The organism is Geobacillus sp. 47C-IIb (assembly GCF_014679705.1).
In the GTDB taxonomy this organism is placed as follows: Bacteria; Bacillota; Bacilli; order Bacillales; family Anoxybacillaceae; genus Geobacillus; species Geobacillus thermodenitrificans.
Genome location: NZ_CP061473.1, coordinates 1,996,402 through 2,020,000, shown reverse-complemented (window position 1 = coordinate 2,020,000; position 23,599 = coordinate 1,996,402). Strand labels below are relative to the sequence as shown.

At 49.0% G+C, this 23,599-nt stretch carries 24 protein-coding genes, 5 tRNA genes and 1 rRNA gene (1 of these 30 cut by a window edge); all 30 read right to left on the bottom strand.

Annotation, left to right across the window (positions count from 1 at the left end; genetic code table 11):
- A tRNA-Leu gene (locus IC804_RS10240) sits at window positions 1-28 on the bottom strand; it reaches 57 nt to the left of the window's first position.
- A gap of 10 nt (window positions 29-38) precedes the next feature.
- Window positions 39-114, bottom strand: a tRNA-Lys gene (locus IC804_RS10235).
- Window positions 115-255: 141 nt separating this feature from the next.
- A tRNA-Val gene (locus IC804_RS10230) sits at window positions 256-331 on the bottom strand.
- A gap of 8 nt (window positions 332-339) precedes the next feature.
- Window positions 340-456 (bottom strand): 5S ribosomal RNA (gene rrf / locus IC804_RS10225).
- 256 nt (window positions 457-712) lie between these two features.
- Window positions 713-2,197 carry a lysine--tRNA ligase gene (gene lysS, locus IC804_RS10220; RefSeq protein ID WP_029761878.1) on the bottom strand — a complete coding sequence of 495 codons (1,485 nt, stop codon included), beginning with the start codon at window positions 2,195-2,197 and terminating at the stop codon, window positions 713-715.
- 84 nt (window positions 2,198-2,281) lie between these two features.
- On the bottom strand, window positions 2,282-3,283 hold the full coding sequence (dusB, locus tag IC804_RS10215) for a tRNA dihydrouridine synthase DusB (RefSeq protein WP_011886617.1): 1,002 nt from the start codon (window positions 3,281-3,283) through the stop codon (window positions 2,282-2,284).
- Window positions 3,284-3,298: 15 nt separating this feature from the next.
- Window positions 3,299-3,520, bottom strand: a complete 222-nt coding sequence (locus IC804_RS10210) for a helix-turn-helix domain-containing protein (protein ID WP_008881720.1) — start codon at window positions 3,518-3,520, stop codon at window positions 3,299-3,301.
- Complete coding sequence (gene folK, locus IC804_RS10205) at window positions 3,472-3,999, bottom strand: 2-amino-4-hydroxy-6-hydroxymethyldihydropteridine diphosphokinase (protein ID WP_029761879.1); 528 nt, start codon at window positions 3,997-3,999, stop codon at window positions 3,472-3,474. The genes IC804_RS10210 and folK overlap by 49 nt, the downstream gene beginning before the upstream one ends.
- Window positions 4,000-4,389: a dihydroneopterin aldolase gene (folB, locus tag IC804_RS10200; protein WP_029761880.1), complete on the bottom strand. Its 390-nt coding sequence runs from the start codon at window positions 4,387-4,389 to the stop codon at window positions 4,000-4,002.
- Window positions 4,352-5,206 (bottom strand): dihydropteroate synthase, encoded by an 855-nt coding sequence (gene folP, locus IC804_RS10195; protein WP_029761881.1) that lies wholly within the window; start codon window positions 5,204-5,206, stop codon window positions 4,352-4,354. The genes folB and folP overlap by 38 nt, the downstream gene beginning before the upstream one ends.
- A complete protein-coding gene (gene pabC / locus IC804_RS10190) occupies window positions 5,203-6,078 on the bottom strand; it encodes an aminodeoxychorismate lyase (protein ID WP_029761882.1) in 876 nt (291 codons plus the stop codon). Before pabC ends, folP begins: the two co-directional genes overlap by 4 nt.
- An 8-nt stretch (window positions 6,079-6,086) precedes the next feature.
- Window positions 6,087-6,662, bottom strand: coding sequence for an aminodeoxychorismate/anthranilate synthase component II (pabA, locus tag IC804_RS10185; RefSeq protein ID WP_029761883.1), 576 nt, complete (start codon window positions 6,660-6,662; stop codon window positions 6,087-6,089).
- Window positions 6,663-6,667: 5 nt separating this feature from the next.
- The gene (pabB, locus tag IC804_RS10180) at window positions 6,668-8,089 is read right to left on the bottom strand and encodes an aminodeoxychorismate synthase component I (protein ID WP_011886615.1); all 1,422 of its coding nucleotides are present in this window, start codon (window positions 8,087-8,089) and stop codon (window positions 6,668-6,670) included.
- Between the two features lie 114 nt (window positions 8,090-8,203).
- The gene (gene cysK / locus IC804_RS10175; RefSeq protein WP_008881713.1) at window positions 8,204-9,130 is read right to left on the bottom strand and encodes a cysteine synthase A; all 927 of its coding nucleotides are present in this window, start codon (window positions 9,128-9,130) and stop codon (window positions 8,204-8,206) included.
- Between the two features lie 86 nt (window positions 9,131-9,216).
- Window positions 9,217-10,107, bottom strand: coding sequence for an Hsp33 family molecular chaperone HslO (hslO, locus tag IC804_RS10170; protein ID WP_011886614.1), 891 nt, complete (start codon window positions 10,105-10,107; stop codon window positions 9,217-9,219).
- An 8-nt stretch (window positions 10,108-10,115) separates the two neighbouring features.
- A complete protein-coding gene (locus IC804_RS10165) occupies window positions 10,116-10,892 on the bottom strand; it encodes a type III pantothenate kinase (RefSeq protein WP_008881710.1) in 777 nt (258 codons plus the stop codon).
- Window positions 10,893-11,123: 231 nt separating this feature from the next.
- Entirely contained in the window at window positions 11,124-13,019 is a 1,896-nt protein-coding gene (ftsH, locus tag IC804_RS10160; RefSeq protein ID WP_008881709.1) for an ATP-dependent zinc metalloprotease FtsH, read from the bottom strand.
- 94 nt (window positions 13,020-13,113) lie between these two features.
- Entirely contained in the window at window positions 13,114-13,659 is a 546-nt protein-coding gene (gene hpt, locus IC804_RS10155; protein WP_008881708.1) for a hypoxanthine phosphoribosyltransferase, read from the bottom strand.
- Between the two features lie 11 nt (window positions 13,660-13,670).
- Window positions 13,671-15,065: a tRNA lysidine(34) synthetase TilS gene (gene tilS, locus IC804_RS10150; protein ID WP_081157339.1), complete on the bottom strand. Its 1,395-nt coding sequence runs from the start codon at window positions 15,063-15,065 to the stop codon at window positions 13,671-13,673.
- Between the two features lie 55 nt (window positions 15,066-15,120).
- On the bottom strand, window positions 15,121-16,098 hold the full coding sequence (locus tag IC804_RS10145) for a protein kinase domain-containing protein (RefSeq protein WP_008881706.1): 978 nt from the start codon (window positions 16,096-16,098) through the stop codon (window positions 15,121-15,123).
- Window positions 16,061-16,801, bottom strand: coding sequence for a vWA domain-containing protein (locus IC804_RS10140; protein ID WP_008881705.1), 741 nt, complete (start codon window positions 16,799-16,801; stop codon window positions 16,061-16,063). The genes IC804_RS10145 and IC804_RS10140 overlap by 38 nt, the downstream gene beginning before the upstream one ends.
- A gap of 66 nt (window positions 16,802-16,867) precedes the next feature.
- The gene (spoIIE, locus tag IC804_RS10135) at window positions 16,868-19,345 is read right to left on the bottom strand and encodes a stage II sporulation protein E (RefSeq protein WP_008881704.1); all 2,478 of its coding nucleotides are present in this window, start codon (window positions 19,343-19,345) and stop codon (window positions 16,868-16,870) included.
- Window positions 19,346-19,541: 196 nt separating this feature from the next.
- Window positions 19,542-19,613, bottom strand: a tRNA-Glu gene (locus IC804_RS10130).
- 14 nt (window positions 19,614-19,627) lie between these two features.
- Window positions 19,628-19,701 (bottom strand) — tRNA-Met (locus tag IC804_RS10125).
- Between the two features lie 178 nt (window positions 19,702-19,879).
- Window positions 19,880-20,278 (bottom strand): S1 domain-containing RNA-binding protein, encoded by a 399-nt coding sequence (locus IC804_RS10120; protein ID WP_008881703.1) that lies wholly within the window; start codon window positions 20,276-20,278, stop codon window positions 19,880-19,882.
- Window positions 20,279-20,398: 120 nt separating this feature from the next.
- Window positions 20,399-20,770, bottom strand: a complete 372-nt coding sequence (locus IC804_RS10115) for an FtsB family cell division protein (RefSeq protein WP_008881702.1) — start codon at window positions 20,768-20,770, stop codon at window positions 20,399-20,401.
- A 15-nt stretch (window positions 20,771-20,785) separates the two neighbouring features.
- A complete protein-coding gene (gene yabQ / locus IC804_RS10110; protein ID WP_008881701.1) occupies window positions 20,786-21,418 on the bottom strand; it encodes a spore cortex biosynthesis protein YabQ in 633 nt (210 codons plus the stop codon).
- Window positions 21,415-21,720 carry a sporulation protein YabP gene (gene yabP, locus IC804_RS10105; protein ID WP_008881700.1) on the bottom strand — a complete coding sequence of 102 codons (306 nt, stop codon included), beginning with the start codon at window positions 21,718-21,720 and terminating at the stop codon, window positions 21,415-21,417. The genes yabQ and yabP overlap by 4 nt, the downstream gene beginning before the upstream one ends.
- 122 nt (window positions 21,721-21,842) lie before the next feature.
- Entirely contained in the window at window positions 21,843-22,124 is a 282-nt protein-coding gene (locus IC804_RS10100; RefSeq protein WP_008881699.1) for an RNA-binding S4 domain-containing protein, read from the bottom strand.
- An 11-nt stretch (window positions 22,125-22,135) separates the two neighbouring features.
- Window positions 22,136-23,596, bottom strand: a complete 1,461-nt coding sequence (gene mazG / locus IC804_RS10095) for a bifunctional methyltransferase/pyrophosphohydrolase YabN (protein WP_008881698.1) — start codon at window positions 23,594-23,596, stop codon at window positions 22,136-22,138.
- Window positions 23,597-23,599: the final 3 nt, after the last annotated feature.

Sequence of the window (23,599 nt, the reverse complement as noted above, 5' to 3'; positions counted from 1 at the left end):
GCGCGTCTGCCAATTCCGCCACACCCGCAAATCAATTATGGTGAGCCATGGAGGACTCGAACCTCCGACCCTCTGATTAAAAGTCAGATGCTCTACCTACTGAGCTAATGGCTCATGAGTTTGTCATACACTCATATTAGATGATGTCTCTTCCTCTACTAGCACGTTCAAAGGTGTCTAGAGCATTGAGACAATTCGGAATGAATTCAAAGATACAACCCTTGTTACTGAGCTAATAGTTCATAATAGATTAAATGGTGGAGGATGACGGGATCGAACCGCCGACCCCTTGCTTGTAAGGCAAGTGCTCTCCCAGCTGAGCTAATCCTCCACGGTATTGCCTAGCAACGACCTACTCTTGCAGGGGCGCTGGCCCCAACTACCATCGGCGCTGGAGAGCTTAACTTCCGTGTTCGGGATGGGAACGGGTGTTTCCTCTCCGCTATCATCACTAGGCAATTATCCAATAGACAAGTTATATTATAATCAAATTTCTTCGTTTGTCAATAACTCTTTATCTTCGACAACTTTCGTCATCGTTCCGACGTACCATCTTAATATAGCACGTTGAATAATATTTGTCAACTCGCTTTACTGTTTTTGTTTTATCAAAGCGACGATTTTCATTTTATATTGTTTATATGTTAAAAGTCAATAGTTTTTTAAAAAACAAATCGTCCCCTGTGCATTTTCACACAGGGGACAATATTTTTTATTTATGACGCATTTGCGGGAAGAGTAACACATCCCGAATGGACGGAGAGTTAGTCAAGAGCATGACTAGACGGTCAACGCCGATGCCGAGTCCGCCTGTTGGAGGCATACCGTACTCGAGCGCTTCGAGGAAATCTTCGTCCATTTCGTGCGCTTCATCGTTCCCTTGTTCACGTTCTTTCAACTGTGCTTCGAAACGTTGGCGCTGGTCGATCGGATCGTTTAGTTCCGTAAACGCGTTCGCATGTTCACGTCCAACGATAAATAGCTCAAATCGATCGGTAAAGCGTGGATCGTCCGGGTTTTTCTTAGCTAACGGCGAAATTTCGACAGGGTGGCCATAAATGAACGTCGGTTGGATGAGTTGCGACTCGACTTTTTGTTCAAAAAATTCATTGACGATATGACCAAACGTCATGTGCGGGGCGATTTCGACCCCATGTTCTTTCGCCAACGCCCGCGCTTCCTCGTCGTCCATGTGTCGCCAGAAATCAACGCCGACGTATTCTTTAATCGCATCGACCATATGAAGTCGCCGCCATTCAGGCGTTAAATCGACGGTATGTTCGCCGTATTGAATTTTCGTCGTGCCAAGCACTTCCGTGGCAATGTGAGCAATTAAGTTTTCTGTCAATTTCATGATGTCACGGAAGTCGGCATATGCCTCGTACAGTTCAAGCATCGTAAACTCCGGATTGTGACGGGTGGAAATCCCCTCATTCCGGAAGACGCGTCCGATTTCATACACTTTTTCCAAACCGCCGACGATGAGCCGTTTTAAATGGAGTTCGATGGCGATTCGCATATAAAGTGTCATATCAAGGGCATTATGGTGCGTAATAAACGGACGTGCAGCCGCACCACCTGCTATGGCGTGCATCATCGGTGTTTCGACTTCCAAATAACCTTGGCTGTCGAGATAACGCCGCATCGATTGAATAATGAGACTACGGGTGATAAACGTCTGCTTACTTTGCGGATTCATAGTTAAGTCGAGATAACGTTGGCGGTAACGTTGTTCGACGTCCTTTAAACCATGGTATTTTTCCGGCAATGGACGCAATGCTTTTGTTAAAAATTCATATGATGACACTTTGATGGAAAGCTCGCCGACTTTTGTTTTGAACATAGTGCCGCGCACACCGACGATATCACCAAGGTCAGAGATTTTAAACAGCTCATATTGCTGTTCACCGACATCGTCTTGGCGGACATAAATTTGAATTTGCCCTGTGACGTCTTGAATGTGAGCAAATCCTGCTTTTCCTTTACCGCGTTTCGTCATAATGCGGCCGGCGACAGCGACTTCAATTTGCTGATCTTCAAGTTCTTCTTTGGACAAATCGCCGTACAGTTTAAACAGCTCTTCTGCTTTATGCGTGCGCTCGAACCGTTTGCCAAACGGGTCGACACCTAGCTCTTCGATTTTTTTTAACTTTTCCCGGCGGACACGCAATTGGTCGTTCAATTCTTCATGGCTCATCCTTCATTCACTCCATTTAATGATTTTTTACGAAAAATACTGCCAGCGCGTGCTGGCAGTCATCCGCTTCATCAAATTCCGCTCCTATACGGCCCGGGCGTTCGCTGCCGCCTGATTCTCTGCATCCTGTGCGACTTTCAGCAGCAATGCGGCTAGTTCGTCCCGTGTCTCACACTCGTTGATGGCGTTGCGGATTTTCGCTGCACCGCGAATGCCTTTTAAATACCAAGCGGCGTGTTTGCGCATTTCTTTGACAGCAATATACTCACCTTTAAGCGCAATTAAACGGTCTAAATGCAACAGGCACACATCGATTTTCTCTGTCGGCGTTGGTTCAGGGATAAGCTCCCCTGTTTCTAAATAGTGCACGGTGCGATAAATCATCCACGGGTTACCGAGCGCCGCCCGTCCGATCATGACACCGTCCACCCCGGTTTCTTCAAGCATCCGCTTGGCGTCTTGTGGTGTTTTGACATCGCCGTTGCCGATGACTGGGATGTTGACCGCTTCTTTCACTTGTTTAATAATGTTCCAATCCGCTTTTCCTTCGTACATTTGTACTCTTGTCCGCCCATGGACGGCGACGGCTTTGCCACCAGCGCGCTCAACTGCTTGCGCGTTTTCAACAGCGTAAATATGATGTTCGTCCCAGCCGATTCGCATTTTGACCGTAACCGGTTTTTCAACGGCGTCGACAATGGAGGCAACCACGTCATAAATTTTATTCGGATCAAGAAGCCATTTCGCTCCCGCGTCGCAATTCGTAACTTTTGGAACCGGACAGCCCATGTTAATGTCGATAATATCCGCATTCGTATTTTTATCGACAAATTTTGCTGCTTTGACAAGCGTTTCCTTTTCGCCCCCGAAAATTTGCAGGCTGAGCGGCTTTTCCCGCTCATCGATATATAACATATTTAACGTCTTTTCATTGTTGTATACGATTCCTTTATCGCTCACCATCTCTGCGCACACAAGCCCGGCGCCGAATTCTTTGACAGTCAAGCGGAACGCCGAGTTGCACACGCCTGCCATGGGGGCAAGCACGACACGATTTTTAATCTCAACATCGCCAATGCGAAACATAAAAACGCCTCCTTTCTACTGGTTTGATTCGATTTTCGGCGGCGTCAGTTCTTCGACCGATATATTTAACAGCTCGGCGATTTGCTCGACGAGCGAATCGGACGGCATCCGATTCCCCCGTTCGATTTCACCAAGGATTGAGACGGAAACGCCGAGCTCCTTAGCCAGCCTTTCTTGTGTATATCCTTTTAGCTTTCGAAAAGCGCGAATACGTCTTCCCCATCTTTCTGCTTCCATACGCGAACTCCTTCTTTGTCAGGTAGTCGATCAACGATGTCTGTTAACGGCTCGAAAATGTTCGGTATTGTTAAATGGGAATTGATTTCGAGCAACGGGATAAGAACAAACGCCCGCTCCGCCATACGCGGATGCGGAATGACTAGTTGCTCTGTTTCAATATTTTCATGATTATACAGCAAAATGTCAAGGTCTAACGTACGCGGCCCCCAGCGAATTTCCCTTTTTCTCCCAAATTCTTGTTCAATTTGTTGCGTCACGTTCAACAAGGAAAATGGTGACAACGTCGTCGCCACCTCGACTACCATGTTTAAAAACTTGTCTTGATGGACGTAACCAACCGGATCCGTTTCATAGATGGACGAACTCGACTTTACAGAAATTCCCTCGTAGCGATCAAGTGCTTCAATGGCCGAACGTAAATAATAGACACGATCCCCTAAGTTAGAACCTAAGGAAATATATACAATGTTTTCCATTTAACGCCCCCTAACAATTTCAACGGCGACATGCTTATAATGTCCGCGGATTGGTGGATTTGGCTTCGTCACCCTCACGGTACAACGCTGAATGGCAGGAAAAGCGGCAAGCAGATCATCGGCGATCGCCTCAGCCACTGCCTCGATCAAAGCAAATGTCCGCTCCTCAACAATCGCCCGACAACGCTCGTACACATCCGCATAGTTGATCGTATGCTCAAGACAATCACTCCGCCCAGCTGGCCGCAAATCAAGCTCCATCGTCACATCAATCACGAACTTCTGACCGAGGACATTTTCTTCGGGAAGCACTCCATGATAGCCATAAAACTCCATCTCTCGCACATAGATTTTATCGATGGCCGCTCTCCCCTTTCCCAAGCATCGCATCCATCATTTTCGCCATGCGGGCGATCGGCAATACATCGTGAACGCGGACGATATTCGCCCCTTTCACGATACCAAGACAAACAGTAGCTCCCGTTCCTTCGACACGCTCTTCAACTGGCACGTCAAGCACATGGCCGATAAACCGTTTGCGCGACGTTCCAAGCAACAGCGGATAGCCAAGGGCAGCAAACTCATCAAGACGCCGCATCACCTCCAAATTATGCTCGAACGTTTTGGCAAACCCGATACCTGGATCTAAAATAATATTTTCATCTTTCACTCCGGCTTGTTTGACAATGCAGATGCTCTCCTCTAGGTCGACGATCATATCGGAAATAAGGTCGCGGTATGCCATATCGTGTCGATTGTGCATTAAAATAATTGGCACTCCGTACGAAGCAGCAACATGTGCCATATCCGGATCAGCTTTGGCTCCCCAAACATCGTTAATGATATGTGCCCCGGCTTCGATGGCTTGGCGTGCCACCTCCGCTTTATATGTATCAATGGAAATCGGCACATTCACCTCACTGGCAATCGCTCTTACCGCTGGAATGACGCGCCGTAATTCTTCATCGAGCAGAACCTGTTCCGCTCCCGGACGTGTCGACTCGCCGCCGATGTCAATGATGTCCGCTCCCTCGGCCACAAGCCGCTTCGCATGCTCAACGGCTTTTTCTACATCGTAAAATCGTCCGCCGTCAGAAAATGAATCCGGTGTGACGTTGACAATACCCATGATCAATGTTTTTTTGCCTAAATCCAACTCATGCCCGCGGCATTGAAGCACACGCGAACGCGTCATTGTTATCATCATCGATTCATCCTTTCTGACAATTCATTCCTCGTCCATAACGTGTCCGTAAAGCGGCGGTAATGGCGTTGCAGCGCACAGGTCACCGGGCCGTTTTGTCCAAGATAAACGCGATGGCCGATGCGGTGAAGCGGCACAATTTCCTGCAGTGAATTGGTGATAAACACTTCGTCGGCTTCGTACAAATCAGAAAGCGGATAAACTCCTTCTTCAATCGGGATATGCAACTCATTAAGCAACGCGATCACGAATTGCCTCGTGATGCCGTTTAATATGCCGACAGACGGCGCTGGAGTATAGACGACACCGCCTTTTATCCAAAAAATATTGGAGACAATGCCTTCCGCCACCGCACCTTCACGATTGAGAAAGATTCCTTCTGCATGGGGACGGTTGCCAAGCTCCCATTTCCCAATCATATTGTTTAAATAATGGTGCGATTTTAATCGTTGGTCGCCCTCTGGGCTGTTCCGCGTTGTTGTTAAAATGACCCCTTCTTTCCCCTCTTGAGGAGCCGCTGGCGGCAGCGGCTTCATGTAGACGATGATGGTGGGACGTAAGTACTGTTCCGTCGACAAGCCGAGATCACCAACACCGGCGGACACATTGAAACGCACATAAGCGTCTCGCAGTTCATTTGCCCTGAGCAACCGCTCGATGATGTCGACCGCCTCAGCGCGGCCGAACTGCCTAGCGATGTGGAGTTCGGACAGCCCGCAGTTCAGCCGTGCTAAATGGTCATCAAGCAAAAACGGATGGCCATCATACGTACGAAACGTTTCAAACAATCCAAGCCCATACAAAAAACCGTGATCAAATGCCGAAAGTTGCGCTTCTTCACGCGGAACGATTTTGCCGTTGACATATACGTACATATGGTCCATCACGCCTTTTTGTATGTGTCAATAAAGTTTTTCAGCAGTTGCATTCCGTGACTTGTCATAATCGACTCGGGGTGGAACTGCACCCCTTCGATTGGCAATGTCTTATGGCGGATGGCCATCACTTCGTCTTCGTCCGTCCAAGCGGAAACAGTAAAACAATCGGGAAGTGTTTCTTTGTCAACAATGAGAGAGTGGTAACGAGTCGCCGTAAACGGGCTCGGCACCCCTTGGAAAATCGTTTCTCCGTCATGGTAAACGGACGATGTTTTCCCGTGCATCAGCCTTGAAGCACGGATGACACGGCCGCCAAACGCTTGGGCGATCGACTGATGGCCGAGGCAGACGCCAAAAATCGGGATTTTGCCAGCAAAGTAAGTGATGGCTTCCAAGCTGACACCCGCTTCATTCGGCGTGCATGGACCTGGGGAAATCATAATAAAATCCGGAGCGAGCCGTTCAATCTCGGAAACGGTAATTTCATCATTGCGCTTGACAAGCAGCTCCTCACCTAGAACACCTAAATATTGCACTAAATTGTACGTAAAGGAATCATAATTATCAATCATGACGATCATCATTCTCACCTCATGCTCGAAAATAATGTCTCTGCTTCACTCAGCTCTTTTGCTCTCCAAAGGGCCGCCGCTTTTTTCAAACATTCTTTGTATTCATGCTCCGGGTTGGAATCAATGACAATACCTGCCCCTGCTTGTACATGCGCTATTCCATCTTTGACAACCATCGTCCGAATGGCGATGTTCAGCTCCATGTTGCCTTGAAAATCGATCCAGCCGATCGACCCGGTATACAAGCCGCGGCGGACCGGTTCGAGTTCTTCGATAATTTCCATCGTCCGCACTTTCGGGGCCCCCGTAATCGTCCCTCCTGGAAACATGGCGCGAATGACGGCAAACGCATCGTATTCTGGCGCGATTGTTCCGGAAACATGCGACACAATATGCATGACGTGCGAATATCGTTCGACTGTCATCCATTCGTCGACATGAACCGTCCCATATGCACAGACGCGGCCGAGATCGTTTCGTTCAAGATCGACGAGCATGGCATGCTCGGCTCGCTCCTTTTCGCTCGCGAGCAATTTTTGTGCAATTTGTTCATCTTCCGTTTTCGTCCGGCCACGTGACCGGGTACCGGCAATCGGCCGTGTTTCGAGACGCTGTCCACGTTTACGGACAAGCAACTCTGGCGAACCGCTCACAACTTGAAATTGTGGGGTATGCAAATACCCCATATACGGCGACGGATTAATGGTACGCAACTGCTTGTAGACGGCAAATGGATGAGCTAAGAGCGGCTGTGATTGGCGCACCGACAAGTTGACTTGGAACACGTCACCTTGGGCAATGTACTGCTTCACGCGCTGAACCGCCTCGATAAACTGCTGTTTCGTCATGGACACAGACGGAGCGGCGGCCGAGCCAGCAGTTGACCATCGGGGTGATTCACTCTGCTCCTCAAGCCACATTTGCTCATACATATCCAATCTTCGAAAAGCAGCCTGTTCCTCCCCATCGCTGGCATGGACGATCAAGTGGAGCTGCTGTTCTTGATGGTCGTAAATCGCCACATCATCAAACAGCCAAAAATACATAAACGGCAGCTGCAAATCGTCATGAGCAAGCTCCGGAAGCCGTTCGATGTAACGGACGCTGTCATAGCTGATGTAGCCGATCAGTCCACCTTGACACGGCAGTGGCTCGTCCTCATCCGGCATTAAAAAGTGCGAAAACCATTGTTGCAGCAACTCGAGCGGTGGCCCGTCCAGCGTCGTTTCTTTCCCACGATAGATGATAGATAACCGCTGCTCAGTCGCCCGGATGATCCCGCTTGGGTTGAGGCCGATGATGCTATATCTTCCCCCTTGACCGCTCTCAAGCAGCACGTGGTGCGGTCGACCGTATGCCAGCTGTTCGTACTGGCGGAACCAATCCCGGCCGCTATAATCGATTGTCCGTTTCAGCCGCCTGCGCCGTTGTTCCATCTCGGTCAACTCCTCATGATGTTCATAGTTATTCTTATTGTACAATGATTAGTCATTCATATCACCCACTACCATAAAAAATTCGACAGGGTTGCCCCTGTCGAAAAATGTTGCTTAGTTTTCGAATTGGTAAAGCGGCGTGCTCAAATAACGTTCCCCATTGCTCGGGATCACAGCCAGCACTTTTTTTCCTTTACCGAGTTCTTTTGCTACTTTCAACGCCGCATGAATAGCAGCACCAGACGAAATGCCGCCAAGAATGCCTTCCTCGCGAGCCGCGCGGCGGGCAGCCGCAAACGCTTCTTCCGTTGTTACCGTAATGACGCCGTCATAAATGCTTGTATCCAAAATATCTGGAACAAACCCAGCGCCGATTCCTTGGATTTTATGCGGACCTGGTTTACCGCCGGACAAGACCGGTGAATCAGCCGGCTCAACGGCGTAAATTTTAATGTTCGGATATGCTTCACGCAATACTTTACCAGCGCCCGTAATCGTTCCGCCCGTACCGATTCCAGCAACAAACGCATCGAGCTGGTCGCCCATTTGCTCAACAATTTCTTTCCCGGTCGTCAAACGGTGGATTTCTGGGTTTGCTTCATTTTTGAACTGCTGCGGCATAAAGTAGCCGTGCTCGCGAGCGAGTTCTTCAGCTTTTTGGATTGCCCCACGCATCCCTTGAGCACCTGGCGTGAGTACTAACTCTGCACCGTACGCCCGCAACAAGTTGCGGCGCTCTAAACTCATCGTATCCGGCATAACCAATACTGCTTTATATCCTTTCGCTGCTGCGACCATCGCTAATCCGATTCCCGTGTTACCGCTCGTCGGCTCAACGATTGTATCGCCCGGTTTCAGTCTTCCGGCCTTTTCCGCTGCCTCAATCATTGCTAATGCAATCCGGTCTTTGACGCTGCTGCCTGGGTTCATAAACTCGAGCTTCACGTAAACATCAGCGCTGTCTTCGTCGACGATGCGGTTCAACTTCACTGCCGGTGTATCGCCGATCAGTTCCGTTACAGAGTTGACTGTGCGTGCCATGGTTCCACCCCTAATCCCGATTATTTTTATCGAATTTGTTTCCAATGTATCAGTTATTGACGTAATTGTCAATCATTTTAATGTTTTCATCTTTTTTCGGCGAGTTGCTTGAGCTGCTCCAACTCTTCTTTCGCGAAATGGTATGTTTCGTTGCAGAAGTGGCACGAAGCTTCCGCCTGTCCTTCATTATCGATAATATCCTGAATTTCCTCCGGCCCTAGACTGACGAGGGCATCGGCGATCCGCTCGCGCGAACAGCGGCAAACGAATGTAACCGGCATTGTCTCAAGCACGCGGACATCTCCATCCCCTAAAATTTGTTCTAACATTTGTTCTGGACTGAGCCCGTTTTCAATCATGCGCGAAACGGGAGGAATTTGTTTCAGCCGTTCTTCAATGCGCGCAATCGTTGCTTCTTTCGTTCCGGGCATGATCTGAATGATAAACCCTCCAGCTGCCCGAATCGTATAGTCGGGGTTGACGAGCACACCGACACCGACGGACGATGGAATTTGCTCGGATGAGGCAAAATAATACGTAAAGTCATCGCCAAGCTCTCCAGAGATGAGCGGCACTTGTCCGGTGAAAAAGTCGCGCAACCCGAGGTCTTTCACTACGGTGAGCATCCCGTTTTTGCCGACAGCCCGAGCAACATCAAGCTTCCCATGCTCGTTCAACTCAAAATGGACATGGGGGTTTGTCACATACCCACGTACTTCCCCTTTAGCGTTGCTATCGACTAAAATAACGCCGATCGGCCCACCGCCATCAATTTTAATCGTCAACGTTTCTTCACCTTTGAGCATCGCCCCCATCATGACACCCGCCGTCAGCGCCCGGCCAAGCGCTGCGGACGCGGTCGGCCACGTTTGGTGGCGTCGCTGTGCTTCTGCAACTGTTTCTGTCGTTCTTGTGGCATACGCTCTCACTTGTCCATCATAAGCGAGCGCTTTCACTAAGTAATCTCCCATGTTCATCAAGCCTTTCATCCTTTTTTCTCCGTATTTTTCTCATACAACAGTTTCAGCCCAGTCAACGTTAAAAACGGATCGACGACATCGATGACACTCGACTCACTGGCAATGAGCGGTGCAAGGCCACCAGTCGCGATCACTTTCGGTGGAACTTTGCTTTTCGCCTTCATTCGCGAAACGATGCCTTCCACTTGTCCAACATAACCGTATAAAATGCCAGCTTGCATGGCGCTGACCGTATTTTTACCAACGATATCGTCTGGGCGGGCAATTTCAATGCGAGGCAATTTCGCCGCCCTTGCGAACAACGCCTCTGTCGAAATCATGATGCCTGGGGCGATAGCTCCCCCCATATATTGTTTATGTTCATTAATATAACAATACGTCGTCGCTGTCCCGAAATCGACAATGATCAGTGGGCTGCCGTATAAGTGAATGCCGGCAACCGCATTGACAATCCGGTCAGCGCCGACTTCACGCGGATTTTCATATTTAATGTCAAGCCCCGTTTTAATGCCCGGCCCGACAATGAGCGGCTTAATATGGAAATATTTTAAACACATGCGTTCAAGGGCAAACATAATCGGCGGCACCACAGAAGAAATAATCATGCCACGAATATCGGAAAACTGTAAGCCGACATGATTCAAAAGCGCTTTAATTGTCATGCCGTACTCGTCTTCCGTTTTCGCCCGGCTTGTCTCAATGCGCCAATGGTATTTTAATTCATCACCGTCATAAACCCCTAGCACGGTATTTGTATTGCCAACGTCCAACACAAAAATCATGGCCTCATTCCCCACTTTTCCTCAATAAATTCCTTTCTTTATCATATCATACCTTGTTTTCTTGCGGGGGAAAAAACGGCGGCCTCACTCCGGTCAATAGCAAAAAAAGAGGATGTCCCCAAAATTGTAAGACATCCTTTGTGATCACCATATATACACATCGAGCACTTTCACAAGCAATAGGTTGTATCTCCCTTGAAGAAAGATGTCCTTTTCGTTCAGCCCCAACTGTTACTCTTTCTTCTGAATGTTCACTTTCACATCGTCGTCGCCTTTACCGGTGTCATTGCGTCCATTGCGGTCCGGCGGCAGCGTACCGTGCTCGAACAAATGCTTAATTTGTTCAGCATCGAGTGTCTCAACTTCCAAAAGTGTCGTAGCAATTAAATCCAATTTGTCCCGATGCTGCGTTAAAAGCTGTTTCGCCTTGTCATAGCACTCTTTAATGATGCGTTGAATCTCTAAGTCAATTTCATAAGCGATTTTATCGCTATAGTTTTGTTCGTTATGCAAGTCGCGACCTAAAAACACTTGCCCGCTCGGTTGGCCAAATTGAAGCGGACCAAGTTTTTCGCTCATCCCGAATTCCGTCACCATCCGGCGTGCAATGTTTGTCGCCCGTTGAAAATCGTTATGAGCCCCTGTGCTTACTTCATTGAACACAATTTCCTCAGCGACGCGCCCGCCGAGCAACCCTGTAATTTTATCCATCAGTTCCTCTTTTGTCATAAAGTAACGGTCTTCTTTCGGCAGCATCACCGCATAACCACCAGCTTGGCCACGCGGGACGATTGTTACTTTATGCACCATTTCCGCGTCGGCAAGCACCATGCCGATGACCGTATGTCCGGCCTCATGGAATGCAACAATGCGCCGCTCTTTTTCCGAAATAACACGGCTTTTTTTCGCCGGTCCGGCAATGACGCGATCGGTTGCTTCGTCGATATCGTCCATATCGATTTTCTTTTTGTTCCGACGCGCTGCCACAAGCGCCGCTTCGTTCAACAAGTTTTCCAAATCAGCACCGGAGAATCCCGGTGTCCGCATGGCGATCGTCTTCAAGTCAACCGATTCATCGAGCGGCTTATTGCGGGCATGCACGCGTAATACTGCTTCGCGTCCTTTGACATCTGGGCGATCGACAGTGATTTGCCGGTCGAAGCGACCCGGGCGCAAGAGCGCTGGGTCTAAAATGTCCGGACGGTTCGTCGCTGCAATAATAATGATCCCTTCATTCCCGTTAAAACCGTCCATTTCGACAAGCAGCTGGTTGAGCGTCTGCTCACGCTCATCGTGGCCGCCGCCAAGACCGGCTCCGCGCTGGCGTCCGACAGCGTCAATTTCATCGATAAAAATGATGCACGGTGCATTTTTTTTCGCTGTTTCAAACAAGTCGCGCACGCGCGATGCACCGACCCCGACGAACATTTCCACAAAATCCGACCCGCTGATCGAGAAAAACGGCACGCCTGCTTCCCCTGCGACCGCGCGCGCCAACAGTGTTTTCCCTGTACCTGGCGGTCCGACAAGCAGCACCCCTTTTGGAATGCGGGCACCAAGTTCAGCGAATTTGCGCGGGTCTTTTAAAAATTCAACAATTTCCACGAGCTCTTCTTTTTCCTCGTCCGCCCCAGCCACATCACGGAAACGGACTTTCCGCTTGTCATCCGTATACAGCCGCGCCCGGCTTTTGCCGAAATTCATTACTCGGCTGCCGCCGCCTTGCGCTTGGTTCAACAAGAAGAAAAACAAAATAAAAATAATGACAAACGGAATAATGGATGTGAAAAACGTAACCCATCCGCTCGTTTCATCCGCTGGCATCACTTCCACCCGCGCCCGTGCCGCCGCCGCATCGATGCGATCAAGCACTTTGTCGCTGTTTATCACATAGGTGGAAAAATATTGCCCTTCATTATATGTTTTCAGTTGGCCTCGAATTTCATATACGCCGCGCTCCGGCTTAATGGAAAACGACTTGACTTCCCCGTTTTCCAAATGAGTGATAAACGCATCGTACGTCATCGGCTCGGTCCGCTGATTCGTACCGTTAAAAAAGCTGACGACGCCGATCACGACGAGAAAAATCAGCAAATAAAAGATGGTGTTACGGAAAATCCGGTTCATTTCTTGCCTCCTCCCATATGAAACACACTATACTCAATACTAGCATAGAAATTTGCCTAAATACAAACAATTCGGCCGCCGCACAGCAACGGTCTTATTTTTGGTACACTTCTGGCTTTAAGACACCGATAAACGGGAGGTTGCGATATTTTTCCGCATAATCGAGACCATAACCAACGACGAACTCATCCGGGACGGTAAATCCGGCGTAGTCCGCTTGAATATCGGCTTTACGTCCAGACGGCTTGTCAAGGAGGGTGACGATTTTAATTGAATTCGCCTTCCGGTAACGGAATAAATCGACCAGATAGCTGAGCGTCAGCCCGCTGTCAATAATATCTTCAATGATCAAAATGTCGCGACCTTCAACGGATGTATTTAAATCTTTGATAATTTTTACTTCCCCAGATGAAATCGTCGCATTCCCATAACTCGAAACATCCATAAAATCCATTTCCAAATATGTATCAATATGTTTCAACAAATCGGCCATAAACGGCATCGCGCCTTTGAGAACGCCGACGGCGAGCGGAAAACGGCCGTCATACTCCTTCGTCAATATAGCACCTAGCTCTTTTACTTTTGCCTGAATTTCTTCCTCGGTGATTAGCACTTTTTGGATATCGTCTTTCATCCCCATCTTTTTTCCTCCTAGCTGTTCATCGCCTGATAGTGCAGTAAAATATAGCGAGTTTGCCCATGCTCTCCGGCTTCAAAAGCCGATTTTTTCAGTCCAGGCACCCAAAGGATGCGGCCGTCGGCATCTTCTACAATCGGCCAACAGTCCCTTTCCATCCGTGGAATTTTCGCCTCAATAAAAATCTCCTTAATTTTTTTCGTTCCTCCCGTCCCCTTCAGCACCATCCGGTCACCAGTGCGGCGCGTCCGTACATGAAGCGGAAGAGAAACCGTAGCGGGGTCAACCACGAACGAGTCATTTCCTAACTGCTTTCTTGGATAGTGTTCCCCAAATTCACTTATGATTACGTAACCGTTTGGGAGAGGCAATAGCGCCGGAACCGGCAGCTCTAGCCAATAGCTTTGAGCGCAATGTTGCAAGCCAAACGTAAACAAACAGCGGTCATACGAACGAATCACTTTCAACCCTTTTGGCAAATCGAGCATTCCAGAAGGATGGGCGCGCTCACAAAGCATCAGTATATGGCCGATATGCACAGAAGTCAACACCGGCGGAATGCCTCCGTAAAGGCGGAGAAGCAACAGCTGCAACACCCGACGCTGCAGCGGTCTCGGCAACGCCAAAAACGGGGCAATGCGCAATACAACATCGCTATTTTGTTTTTCCATTACTTTATTCAGCGCGTCCGTGGCTAATTCCTCTAAAAATTGCTCATCTTCTGCCATCATTTCACTATATTGTTGAAATCGTTCATGCAAGCGCGGATTTTCCTGTTTTAATAGCGGGACAATATGATGGCGAAATCGATTGCGTGTATAATCGTCTTTCTCATTGCTTGGATCTCGGCGCGGAGTTAGCTCCTCTTTTTTGCAGTAGTCCTCGATTTCCGCCCGGCTGACAGCCAAAAACGGGCGAATGAGATAACTGCCATGAAACGGACGCTTGACAGGAATGCCAGCATACCCTTTGCTTGTGCTACCGCGCACAAGTCGCATTAAAATCGTCTCGACCTGGTCATCACCATGATGGCCTAAAGCGACATATTGCGCTTGATACTTTTTCACCAGCTCGGCAAAAAAGTGATACCGGCAATTTCGAGCCGCCTCCTGAGCGCCGAGACCTGTGCGCCGCTGAAAAGCTGGAACATCGATTTGCACCGCTTCACATAAAATACGGTGCTCGGCACAAAAATGTTTCACAAATTCCATCTCTTCTTCTGATTCCCGCCCGCGAAACATATGGTCGACATGAGCCGCCACGAGCTGAAGCTTCCACTCATCCCGAAGCGAAGATAAAAGATGCAAAAGAGCAAGTGAATCCGGGCCTCCGGAAACGCCGACAATGACCGTCGCTCCTTCCGTAAGCAACCTATGCCTGTCAATAAAGGCGCGCACTTTATCAACCATTCGAAAAAACCTCTTTGCTCTCTTTTAGCCTCATCGATAGCTATTGTACCATAAATTACATCGTTAGTTGCCAGTATATATAAAAACCGTATGCACCAAGCAACAGGACAGCAATCAACACTGTCTCAGCAATAGCCCCCACTTTGCGGCGCTTTTTCGCCCGCCGCCCCGACCGGCGGTTCGACGACACTATCTTTGTTTCATCTTTCACCGCTAACCGGCGGGAAGAAGCCGCTAATAAGTCACGACGCATGTCGGCGGCCTTTGCATACCGGCCGTCGAGCGCTTTTTGCAAAACGTGCTTATATTGGGCTAAAAAGCGGTCGGCTTCGATGATCCTGAAAAGTTGTGATCGCCCGTCGCCCTTTTTCTCGAGATGTCCCGAATAACAGGATGCAATCATCACCATCGCTGCTGAAAACAAGTCATACGACGGCTCAGCTTTGCGCGACCCAAGCCCCCAATAGCCGCGGTCGTACAGCTCTGTAAACTCTTTGACCGCCCTTCCTTGCAGCGTCGTTCCCCCAACATCCAACAACCGGACAGATGGCGGCGGCCCGGTGACGATTAAATTATCCGGTTTTAAGTCGCCAAATACCCACCCCTCCTCATGCAGCCGCTCGAGCACCGACAACAACTGCACAAGCAACACCGGCGCCCACTCTTTCCCGCGGCGGCGGACAAAGGTAGTGAAGTTTTCCCCCTCAATATACTCCATCACATAAAAAGGGATCGTCTCCTGCACAAGCGGGCTCCGCCAGTCGTCGGCCTCCAGCAAAGAAGGTCCGAGGGCGCCCCCCTGGACCTTAGAAAAACGACGTAATATATTCATTTCCGAGGCCAACGACGCATAATCATCGCTCAGTTTGACAGCGACGCGGTTGCAGCCGCTTTCTGCCAAGTAGACGACGCCGTTTGCCCCACTGCCGAGCCGCCGCAAAAGCCGGTATGAACGGCCGTGCCATTTGCCGGTAACAACCGTGCCAGGCGGAAGATTACAAAGACGATTCTTCAATGTATGGCTCATCGCCATTACCAATCCAGCTCCTTAGTGACCGTTTGCGGTCGAAATGGGCGATCGCTTCGCGCAGCGCCGGTCCTGTTGGTGTCAGCCCGCCTGACGCCAATTTCGGAAAGATGGTGGACAGCTCCTCAATCCTCGGCGTCCAGTCAATCATTTTCTCGGCATGTTGCCGCTTTCCTGGAAAGATGAAGACGGAAAAACGGTTCTCACCCATGCGTGCATTTAAACTAAGCGATAAATCGACGAGCGCCTCTTTGACCGTCGGCAATTTCGTCTTCATGCTCCCGCTCGTATCGATTAAAATAAGCACGTCGAGCGCAGCCGTTTCTCCAAGTTCATCGACGACTTCCATCACTTGACCGCGCTTGTCCGGAGGCAAGTCTTCGAGCGAAACGTCCGAACCAAATATTTGTTTCAATTCCCGGTTGACCAGCCCTTGCAACGTCTGGGTCATCGCTTGGCGCGTCACCATCTGCACCGTTTGCGACAGCTGCCTCGCATATACGACCTGGCTCATCCCGCCGCCAGCGGCCGCAATCGCTTCAATTTCTCGCTGCCCATTTTCATCGATCGTGTCTTGGTCCAATACACCAATCACGTTCACTGTAATGCCCTGTTCCCTCGCCAATGCCGCCATGGCGGCTGGATCCTCGCCATGGTTGGAGCAGCCGTCGGTAATGAGCAAAATCTGCCGCAACGTTCCCTTTCGCATCTTCGTTCCCCTCCTCAGCGGAATGTATTACCATCATCGCCGCGGGAGAACGTTTTTATACGCGTACTACTGCGCCTTTTTCATATACATATATGCCGGAATCGTCGCCCATTTTGGCGTGTTGTGCCGCACTTTGGCGACAACAACGGTCATATCATCTTCAATCTCTCCACCGCACTGCCGGATCACTTCCTCCATGATCACATCGGCGACTTCTTGTGGATCGGTCGTTTTCAGTTCTTGGATTTTCCGTTTCATCCACAAATCATGGTTCTCCACATTCATTGGCCCTTCAAACACACCGTCGCTCATCATAATGAGCAAGTCGCCGGATTTCAGCTGTTCACTGACCACATCGAATTCGACTTCTTTAATAATCCCCATTGGCAAATTGCTCGCCTCTACTTTCATCACTTTATCGCCGCGTTTAATAAAGCTTGGCATCGACCCGATTTTTAAAAACTTCGTCGCCGCGTTTTGCAAATCAATGATCGCCAAATCAAGCGTCGCGTACATATCTTCTGTCGTCCGCAGCGCCAAAATGGAATTGATCGATTTAATGGCGATCGATTCATCCATTCCTGTCTGCAAGATTTTTTGCAGCAAATGTAACGTCTCGTGGCTCTCGTAATGCGCTCGTTCCCCGTTGCCCATGCCGTCGCTAATGGCGACAGCGTATTTACCGGTGCCAAGTTCAATCGTTGCATAGCTGTCACCAGAAATGAGCCCGCCTCCTTTAGCAGCAAACGCCACGCCTGTCTCGACGACAAACGCTTTTGTCGAACCGAAGGCAACCCGGCAATAGCCATTTGGATAGGCAGCACATTCCTCGCGCTTGACGACAATCGTCTCCCCTAAAATGTCCGACAGCATCGGCGCGATCAGTTTTTCGCACTCACCACGCCCCTCGCAGTAAGGAATGCTCATTTCAATATCGATATTTCCTTTTTCTAAACTGTAAATATCGACATGCCCGATTTCGATGCCAAACTCTTGCAGGGCATGGTAGATTTGTTCCTCTTGCAAATAATGGTTTTCTCGCTCTTTTTGAATCTCCTTCGCAAAATCGTCCATGACTTGCGAAACACCCAACAATTGCTCGGCAACAAGCTTCCGGCTTTCGTAAACTTGCCGTTTGAGCTTACGGTTCGCCTGATAAATCACCATCTCTTTTTCAATCGTGTCAACCACTTTGCCTGCTTTGACGCAATACCGCTCCCATTCGCGTAACAACTGATGGTTTTGTGCCAACGTTTTTTCGTCCGCCTCATGCATCATTTGTTTCATATACGCATATGTTGTACTAAAGTTGGCTACCCAGCATTGCGCTTTCTTAAAGCACGTTTGGCACGTCTTTTCTGTAATATCACCAAGAAAATAATCAACCTCCCGTTCATGGTATTCATCAGAATCCGACAGCGGTCCAGGCGAAAAGCTTTCCGCCAGCGCTTGAAAGACGTTCGAAAACTGCGAAACGCGCTGTGCCGTTACATCACGGATTTTGCGAACGTATTGCTGTTGTTCGTTGATATATTCAGCCGTGCCAGGAATATGTTTGGCAATCTTCTCTGTCAGCGAATGGGCTGTACATAAAAACAGCATGATAGCGATGCTTGATTCAAGCAGCGTCGGCATGAGTTCGGCTTTCCCTTCCCCGTATAAGCCCATCAACAGCGTTGCGACAATGAGTCCGAACGCGACCCCAATCTTTTTTCCTTCTTTCAGCAGGCCGCCAAGCAGGCCGGCAAAAGCAAGCAAGCTCATTTCAGACAAGTTACCGACGTTCGCTAAGCTCAGAACGAGCCCAGTGACGACCCCGACGGTCGAACCAGTCGCTGCCCCAGCTACAAATGCAAATAATAAAACGAGATAGCGCGACATGACATGTTCAAGCGATAAGCCGTACGCCGACCAGCCGATCATCCCAGTCAGCATCGACGCCAGCAAAATAATCAATGAAATCATTTCTTCCGCCCGCAGCGCATGTTTATGTTTCTGTACCGTCAACAGCGGAATGCTTTGCATAAAAATCAATGTCAGCACGAGTGACAACCCGGCTTCTACAACCGCCATAGCCACTCCGTATGCCGTCCGTTCCCCAAGCCAGTAATAAGAAATGAGCCATTTTGTCGCCAACGATACAGCGAAAACGACGAACGGCACAAGTTTTAATGATTCACTAATCACTTTCCGCACCCAGCTATAAATAAAGAGGAAACCAAAAATGGAAGCACCGACAAACAACACCGTATCAAACGACAGCGTCACAGCGCCGGCCAGCAGTGAAACTAAAGCGAAAGCTGCCTTGTCACGACGCAACATGTAGACAGAGACAAAAAACGGCAGCGCAAACGGGGTCAATTTCGCCAAAATTAACGCCCGTCCCAACAAAAAGCCGACAAGGAGAAGCAAAAAGCCTTGATGAACGAACAGATGGCCAAGTCGCAACTTCACATGGCGCATCCAGCGCGACAAGGTTGCTTGCGTTTCATTAATCCGTACTTCTGAAATGCGACGCACCGTTCCTCTTTCTACTCTTTCCATTCCCGATCCTCTCCTTTGCTTTCTATTACCCCCTATTATATAGTTAAAATTATCTGAAATTTGTCAAAACAACGGAGCAAAATAAAAAATCGTTCGACGTTTTCTTCGATGATGCGCCGACAGTATACCCGTTCCGACAGAAGCAGACAAAAAGAAAAAACGAGCATGTCGCTTGATGACGCATGCTCGTTTGCGATGACCCGTACGGGATTCGAACCCGTGTTACCGCCGTGAAAGGGCGGTGTCTTAACCACTTGACCAACGGGCCATATTCTGTTTTAGTGGCGGTGGAGGGGATCGAACCCCCGACCTCACGGGTATGAACCGTACGCTCTAGCCAGCTGAGCTACACCGCCGTGTGACAACATTTAATATCATAATAGAGGAATTGGATATTGTCAACATATAAAACGAAAAAATATATAAGGAAAATATCCCCTTCATTTTTTACCTTAGAAACAAAGAAGCATCCATGATCATGGATGCTTGTTGTCTCCCTATTCATCATCTTTCCTACATGTATTCAGCAGCAAGTTACCCGCGTCTCGCTCCACGCCCTCCCCGCTTCGATTCCGTATGACGGCGCAACGACGCCAGTCGATCTTCACTCTCTTTGAGGAAACGACTAATTTTTTGCTCTAAACTGTCAGCTGCAGAGCGGTCGTGTGCTCGGTGGCGAGGCCGCTGCGAAGAAGGCGTATCTTTTGCCTTGCGAATGGATAGACCGATTTTTCCATCTTGGCCGACGTTGATCACCTTCACATACACCATGTCGCCAACTTTCAAATGATCGTTGATGTCCTTGACATAGTTATCGGCTACTTCGCTAATATGAACCAGTCCTGTCACACCTTCCGGCAGCTCTACAAACGCCCCGAATTTCGTAATGCCTGTGACTTTGCCTTGTAACTTGCTGCCTACTTCAATCGACATAAAAAAAGTGCTCCTCCTTAAAACGCTTTAAAGATGGTATTGCTTTCATTATAGCGAATGAAAAAAATACGTGTCAATATGACGGATGCCCGTATTGTACGGGCATCCGCAGTTAAAATATCACTCTTCTGGCAAGACAAAAATAATTTCCCCATCTTTCGATAAATAATATTTTTTTCGTGCCAGTTCAGCAATGTAATCATCGTCATGCAGCTTTTTCATTTCCTCTTTCAGTTGCTTTTCCTGCTGTTCGAGCTCCGCAAGCTGGTCTTTTAGCTCTTGTTTTTCCGCTGTTTTTGCATCGATCGCCTTCACCTGCAGATGCAACGTGTAAATGAGAACAGAGGCGAGCACCATAAACAGTGAAGCCCAAAAGGCCAAACGAACAGCCACAACCCGCCGCCTTCTTGACGCCTTCCGCTTTTTTTCTTCTTGTTCTGATACGTAACTAGACTGCAGTTTCGTCACATTCGGTTTCCGGGGCACGTTCATGTATTTGCACCTCTTTTATTTCCGCCATTTCGCAAACCATATGCCTATTTTGTCTTTTGTATTCTTGATTTGTCCAGCAAATCCTTTTAAACGATGAAAAAAATTTTCCACCCAAGCTCGACGATGCGGCGGCACTCGTCGCCAAACGGCTATACCTATCCAGCGCAGCGGAGCAAGCAAGAAAAGAACAGTTTTCCAAACGACAAGCAATAGAAACTGGACCGTCCACATAACAAGCCGGCAAGCAAACAAAAGCAACGCTAACGTCATTTGTCCAAGGAGGACGAGGGGACGGATCACCATATGGCGGAACAGCTGGGCGAACGCCTGTCCGATCCGCACCGCCAACCAAATGATCCACTCGAGCACCCGAACGTACAACGAACGGAGCAAACTTTGATAAGCGGCATAGCCGCATAAAAGCGCCAAAAAAAGATAAAAGCGAAGCTCGCCATCATTGACGAGCAACAATACATAAAAAACAAGAAGCGCCTGCACTGCCCAAAATAACACATCATTCACAAAGACGAGCCAGTGCGCCCGTTCGTCCCGTTTTAAAAATCGGTTGTACGTATCAAGCGCCATGCCAAGCCAGCCTCCCATGCCGATCATCGTCAGCATGGTGAGAAGCTGTGTTGTGATGCTCATTTGAACAACTTGCTAAAGAATCCTTTAGCCTTCTCCTGATGGTCGTCTAAATAAACGAGATCAAAAATGCGCCCTTTAATCGAGACGACACCTTTATCGACATCTAAGTTTTTCATTTGCAAGTTTTGCCCTCGAATCGCTAAAAAACCCATGACCGTCTCAAGCAAAAACTCCTCATTGTCAAAGCTCTCGACTTGTTTTACCCCAGTAATGTCAAGAAGACGTCGGCCGCGCATGATCACGTCGTGTTCTTGAACCGGTCCTTTGTTCATATTCCCGCTAAATTCATCGTGCCGATTCATGTTCATCCCCCGCATTTCGATTTAGAATGAAAGGCGGCAGAGCCCACCGCTTTTTTCGTATCCGCTGTTTGTACCATATGTATGTCAGCGGGGGATGGTTTAGAACAAGCCCGCGGGACAAATTAGACGCCGTCTTGTTCGGACGCAGATGCGATCCGTTCTTCACGAATCAGCTCATACAACCCCGTCGCTTCTTCTTTTTTTGTCGTTTCTTTTAAATCAGCTACTTTTACTGTTACCCGTTTTTGCCCAAACTGAATCGTCAGTTCATCACCAATTTTCACGTTTGAACTTGCTTTGGCAACATGGCCGTTGATCCACACTCGGCCTTGATCAGCAACTTCTTTCGCCAATGTGCGGCGTTTAATGAGCCGGGATACTTTTAAAAATTTGTCAAGACGCATGATGATCCCCCTTACCGTCCGTTTTCTTTTGCTTCTTCCCAAAATCGATCGAGCTCGGCGAGTGAAAACGAGGTGATCGGCCGACCGCTTTTTCGTACTTGTTCCTCAATGTAGGCGAAGCGGCGGGTGAATTTGTCGTTCGCCCTTTGCAGCGCTTCTTCTGGCTGAATGCCATAATACCGGGCAAGGTTGATGAGCGCAAACATTACATCGCCAAATTCACTGACAAGCTCCGCGCGACGGCCGCTAGACGTTTCCGCTCGAAACTCGGCCATTTCTTCCTCAACTTTTTGCCATATGGGTTCCACATCATTCCAATCAAACCCAACTTTAGCTGCCTTTTTTTGCAGTTCGTACGCCCGCATCGTCCCTGGCAAGCTCTTCGGAATGTCAGCGAGGAGCGATTCCGGCTGTTCATCGCCTTTTTCCTCTTTCTTAATTTTTTCCCAGTTCACGACCACTTGTTCGGCTGTATCGGCCGTTACATTCCCAAACACGTGCGGATGGCGACGAATCATTTTCGCTGTCAACGTGCGGATGACATCGTCGATCGAAAATAGGCCGTCGTCAGCGCCGATTTGGGCGTGCAGCATCACTTGCAACAACACATCGCCCAATTCTTCAACCATATGGTCATCGTCGTTCTCATCGATCGCTTCAAGCAATTCATACGCCTCTTCAAGCAAATACCGCTTCAGCGATGCATGTGTCTGCTTCCGGTCCCACGGACAGCCATTCGGCCCCCTCAGCGTCGCAATGACGCGGCGCAACGTCTCAAACCGATGGTAAAGCAGCGGCTCATCCTTGACCGGTGGCACATAGACACTCGTCAAGTTGTCGAGCACAGTCTGACGATCAAGTTCATAGAGCGGCACTTGCTTTACTTGTTCGGCCTTCGTTCCTGCCGCGGTAACAATATAGACCAGGTAGTCGTCAGGAAGCTGTTCCATAAGGGAAAGCTTCACGTTCGAGGCGACAAACGAATCATACACTTGACAAAAAACCGTATGCAGCGAAGGCGACCACTCGTCTCCTTGAAAGGAAGTCGCATCCAACAGCTGAAACCCTTCGATCGGGTCGATGCGCAGCGCAGCAAACAGTGCATCGAAAAAGCTTTGGCCGCCTTCAATCATCACCCGGCAAACGCCGCGTCGCTCCTCCTCTAAAAGAAGCTGCACCGTTTGTTCAGCAACAAGCGGATGACCAGGAACGGCATAAAACACGTCGCCGTGCTTTACTTGTTCGACAAGAATAGAAACAATTTCCGCATACACATCGGCAAACTGCTCGTGCTTTTCATAAACATCGTCAAATGACGTAAACGTGATTCCTTCTTCCTCAAGCCCCTTCACGGCCGGATGTTCTTTCGTCCGCAAAAAGAGCGGATGCGCCCGCTTGAGCTTTCGGTATACACCGACCGGCAGCTGTTCGAAATCCCCAGCGCCAAGTCCGAAAATATAAATCGTATTCATCGC

What these genes read in the sequence shown, in the direction of transcription:
- lysS (WP_029761878.1), bottom strand. Translation starts at nt 2,197, where the DNA reads ATGAGCCATGAAGAATTGAACGACCAATTGCGTGTCCGCCGGGAAAAG.
- dusB (WP_011886617.1), bottom strand. Translation starts at nt 3,283, where the DNA reads ATGTTTCGCATTGGCGATGTTGAGATTAAAAATCGTGTCGTGCTTGCC.
- IC804_RS10210 (WP_008881720.1), bottom strand. Translation starts at nt 3,520, where the DNA reads ATGGAAGCAGAAAGATGGGGAAGACGTATTCGCGCTTTTCGAAAGCTA.
- folK (WP_029761879.1), bottom strand. Translation starts at nt 3,999, where the DNA reads ATGGAAAACATTGTATATATTTCCTTAGGTTCTAACTTAGGGGATCGT.
- folB (WP_029761880.1), bottom strand. Translation starts at nt 4,389, where the DNA reads ATGCGATGCTTGGGAAAGGGGAGAGCGGCCATCGATAAAATCTATGTG.
- folP (WP_029761881.1), bottom strand. Translation starts at nt 5,206, where the DNA reads ATGATGATAACAATGACGCGTTCGCGTGTGCTTCAATGCCGCGGGCAT.
- pabC (WP_029761882.1), bottom strand. Translation starts at nt 6,078, where the DNA reads ATGTACGTATATGTCAACGGCAAAATCGTTCCGCGTGAAGAAGCGCAA.
- pabA (WP_029761883.1), bottom strand. Translation starts at nt 6,662, where the DNA reads ATGATCGTCATGATTGATAATTATGATTCCTTTACGTACAATTTAGTG.
- pabB (WP_011886615.1), bottom strand. Translation starts at nt 8,089, where the DNA reads ATGGAACAACGGCGCAGGCGGCTGAAACGGACAATCGATTATAGCGGC.
- cysK (WP_008881713.1), bottom strand. Translation starts at nt 9,130, where the DNA reads ATGGCACGCACAGTCAACTCTGTAACGGAACTGATCGGCGATACACCG.
- hslO (WP_011886614.1), bottom strand. Translation starts at nt 10,107, where the DNA reads ATGAACATGGGAGATTACTTAGTGAAAGCGCTCGCTTATGATGGACAA.
- IC804_RS10165 (WP_008881710.1), bottom strand. Translation starts at nt 10,892, where the DNA reads ATGATTTTTGTGTTGGACGTTGGCAATACAAATACCGTGCTAGGGGTT.
- ftsH (WP_008881709.1), bottom strand. Translation starts at nt 13,019, where the DNA reads ATGAACCGGATTTTCCGTAACACCATCTTTTATTTGCTGATTTTTCTC.
- hpt (WP_008881708.1), bottom strand. Translation starts at nt 13,659, where the DNA reads ATGGGGATGAAAGACGATATCCAAAAAGTGCTAATCACCGAGGAAGAA.
- tilS (WP_081157339.1), bottom strand. Translation starts at nt 15,065, where the DNA reads ATGGTTGATAAAGTGCGCGCCTTTATTGACAGGCATAGGTTGCTTACG.
- IC804_RS10145 (WP_008881706.1), bottom strand. Translation starts at nt 16,098, where the DNA reads ATGGCGATGAGCCATACATTGAAGAATCGTCTTTGTAATCTTCCGCCT.
- IC804_RS10140 (WP_008881705.1), bottom strand. Translation starts at nt 16,801, where the DNA reads ATGCGAAAGGGAACGTTGCGGCAGATTTTGCTCATTACCGACGGCTGC.
- spoIIE (WP_008881704.1), bottom strand. Translation starts at nt 19,345, where the DNA reads ATGGAAAGAGTAGAAAGAGGAACGGTGCGTCGCATTTCAGAAGTACGG.
- IC804_RS10120 (WP_008881703.1), bottom strand. Translation starts at nt 20,278, where the DNA reads ATGTCGATTGAAGTAGGCAGCAAGTTACAAGGCAAAGTCACAGGCATT.
- IC804_RS10115 (WP_008881702.1), bottom strand. Translation starts at nt 20,770, where the DNA reads ATGAACGTGCCCCGGAAACCGAATGTGACGAAACTGCAGTCTAGTTAC.
- yabQ (WP_008881701.1), bottom strand. Translation starts at nt 21,418, where the DNA reads ATGAGCATCACAACACAGCTTCTCACCATGCTGACGATGATCGGCATG.
- yabP (WP_008881700.1), bottom strand. Translation starts at nt 21,720, where the DNA reads ATGAATCGGCACGATGAATTTAGCGGGAATATGAACAAAGGACCGGTT.
- IC804_RS10100 (WP_008881699.1), bottom strand. Translation starts at nt 22,124, where the DNA reads ATGCGTCTTGACAAATTTTTAAAAGTATCCCGGCTCATTAAACGCCGC.
- mazG (WP_008881698.1), bottom strand. Translation starts at nt 23,596, where the DNA reads ATGAATACGATTTATATTTTCGGACTTGGCGCTGGGGATTTCGAACAG.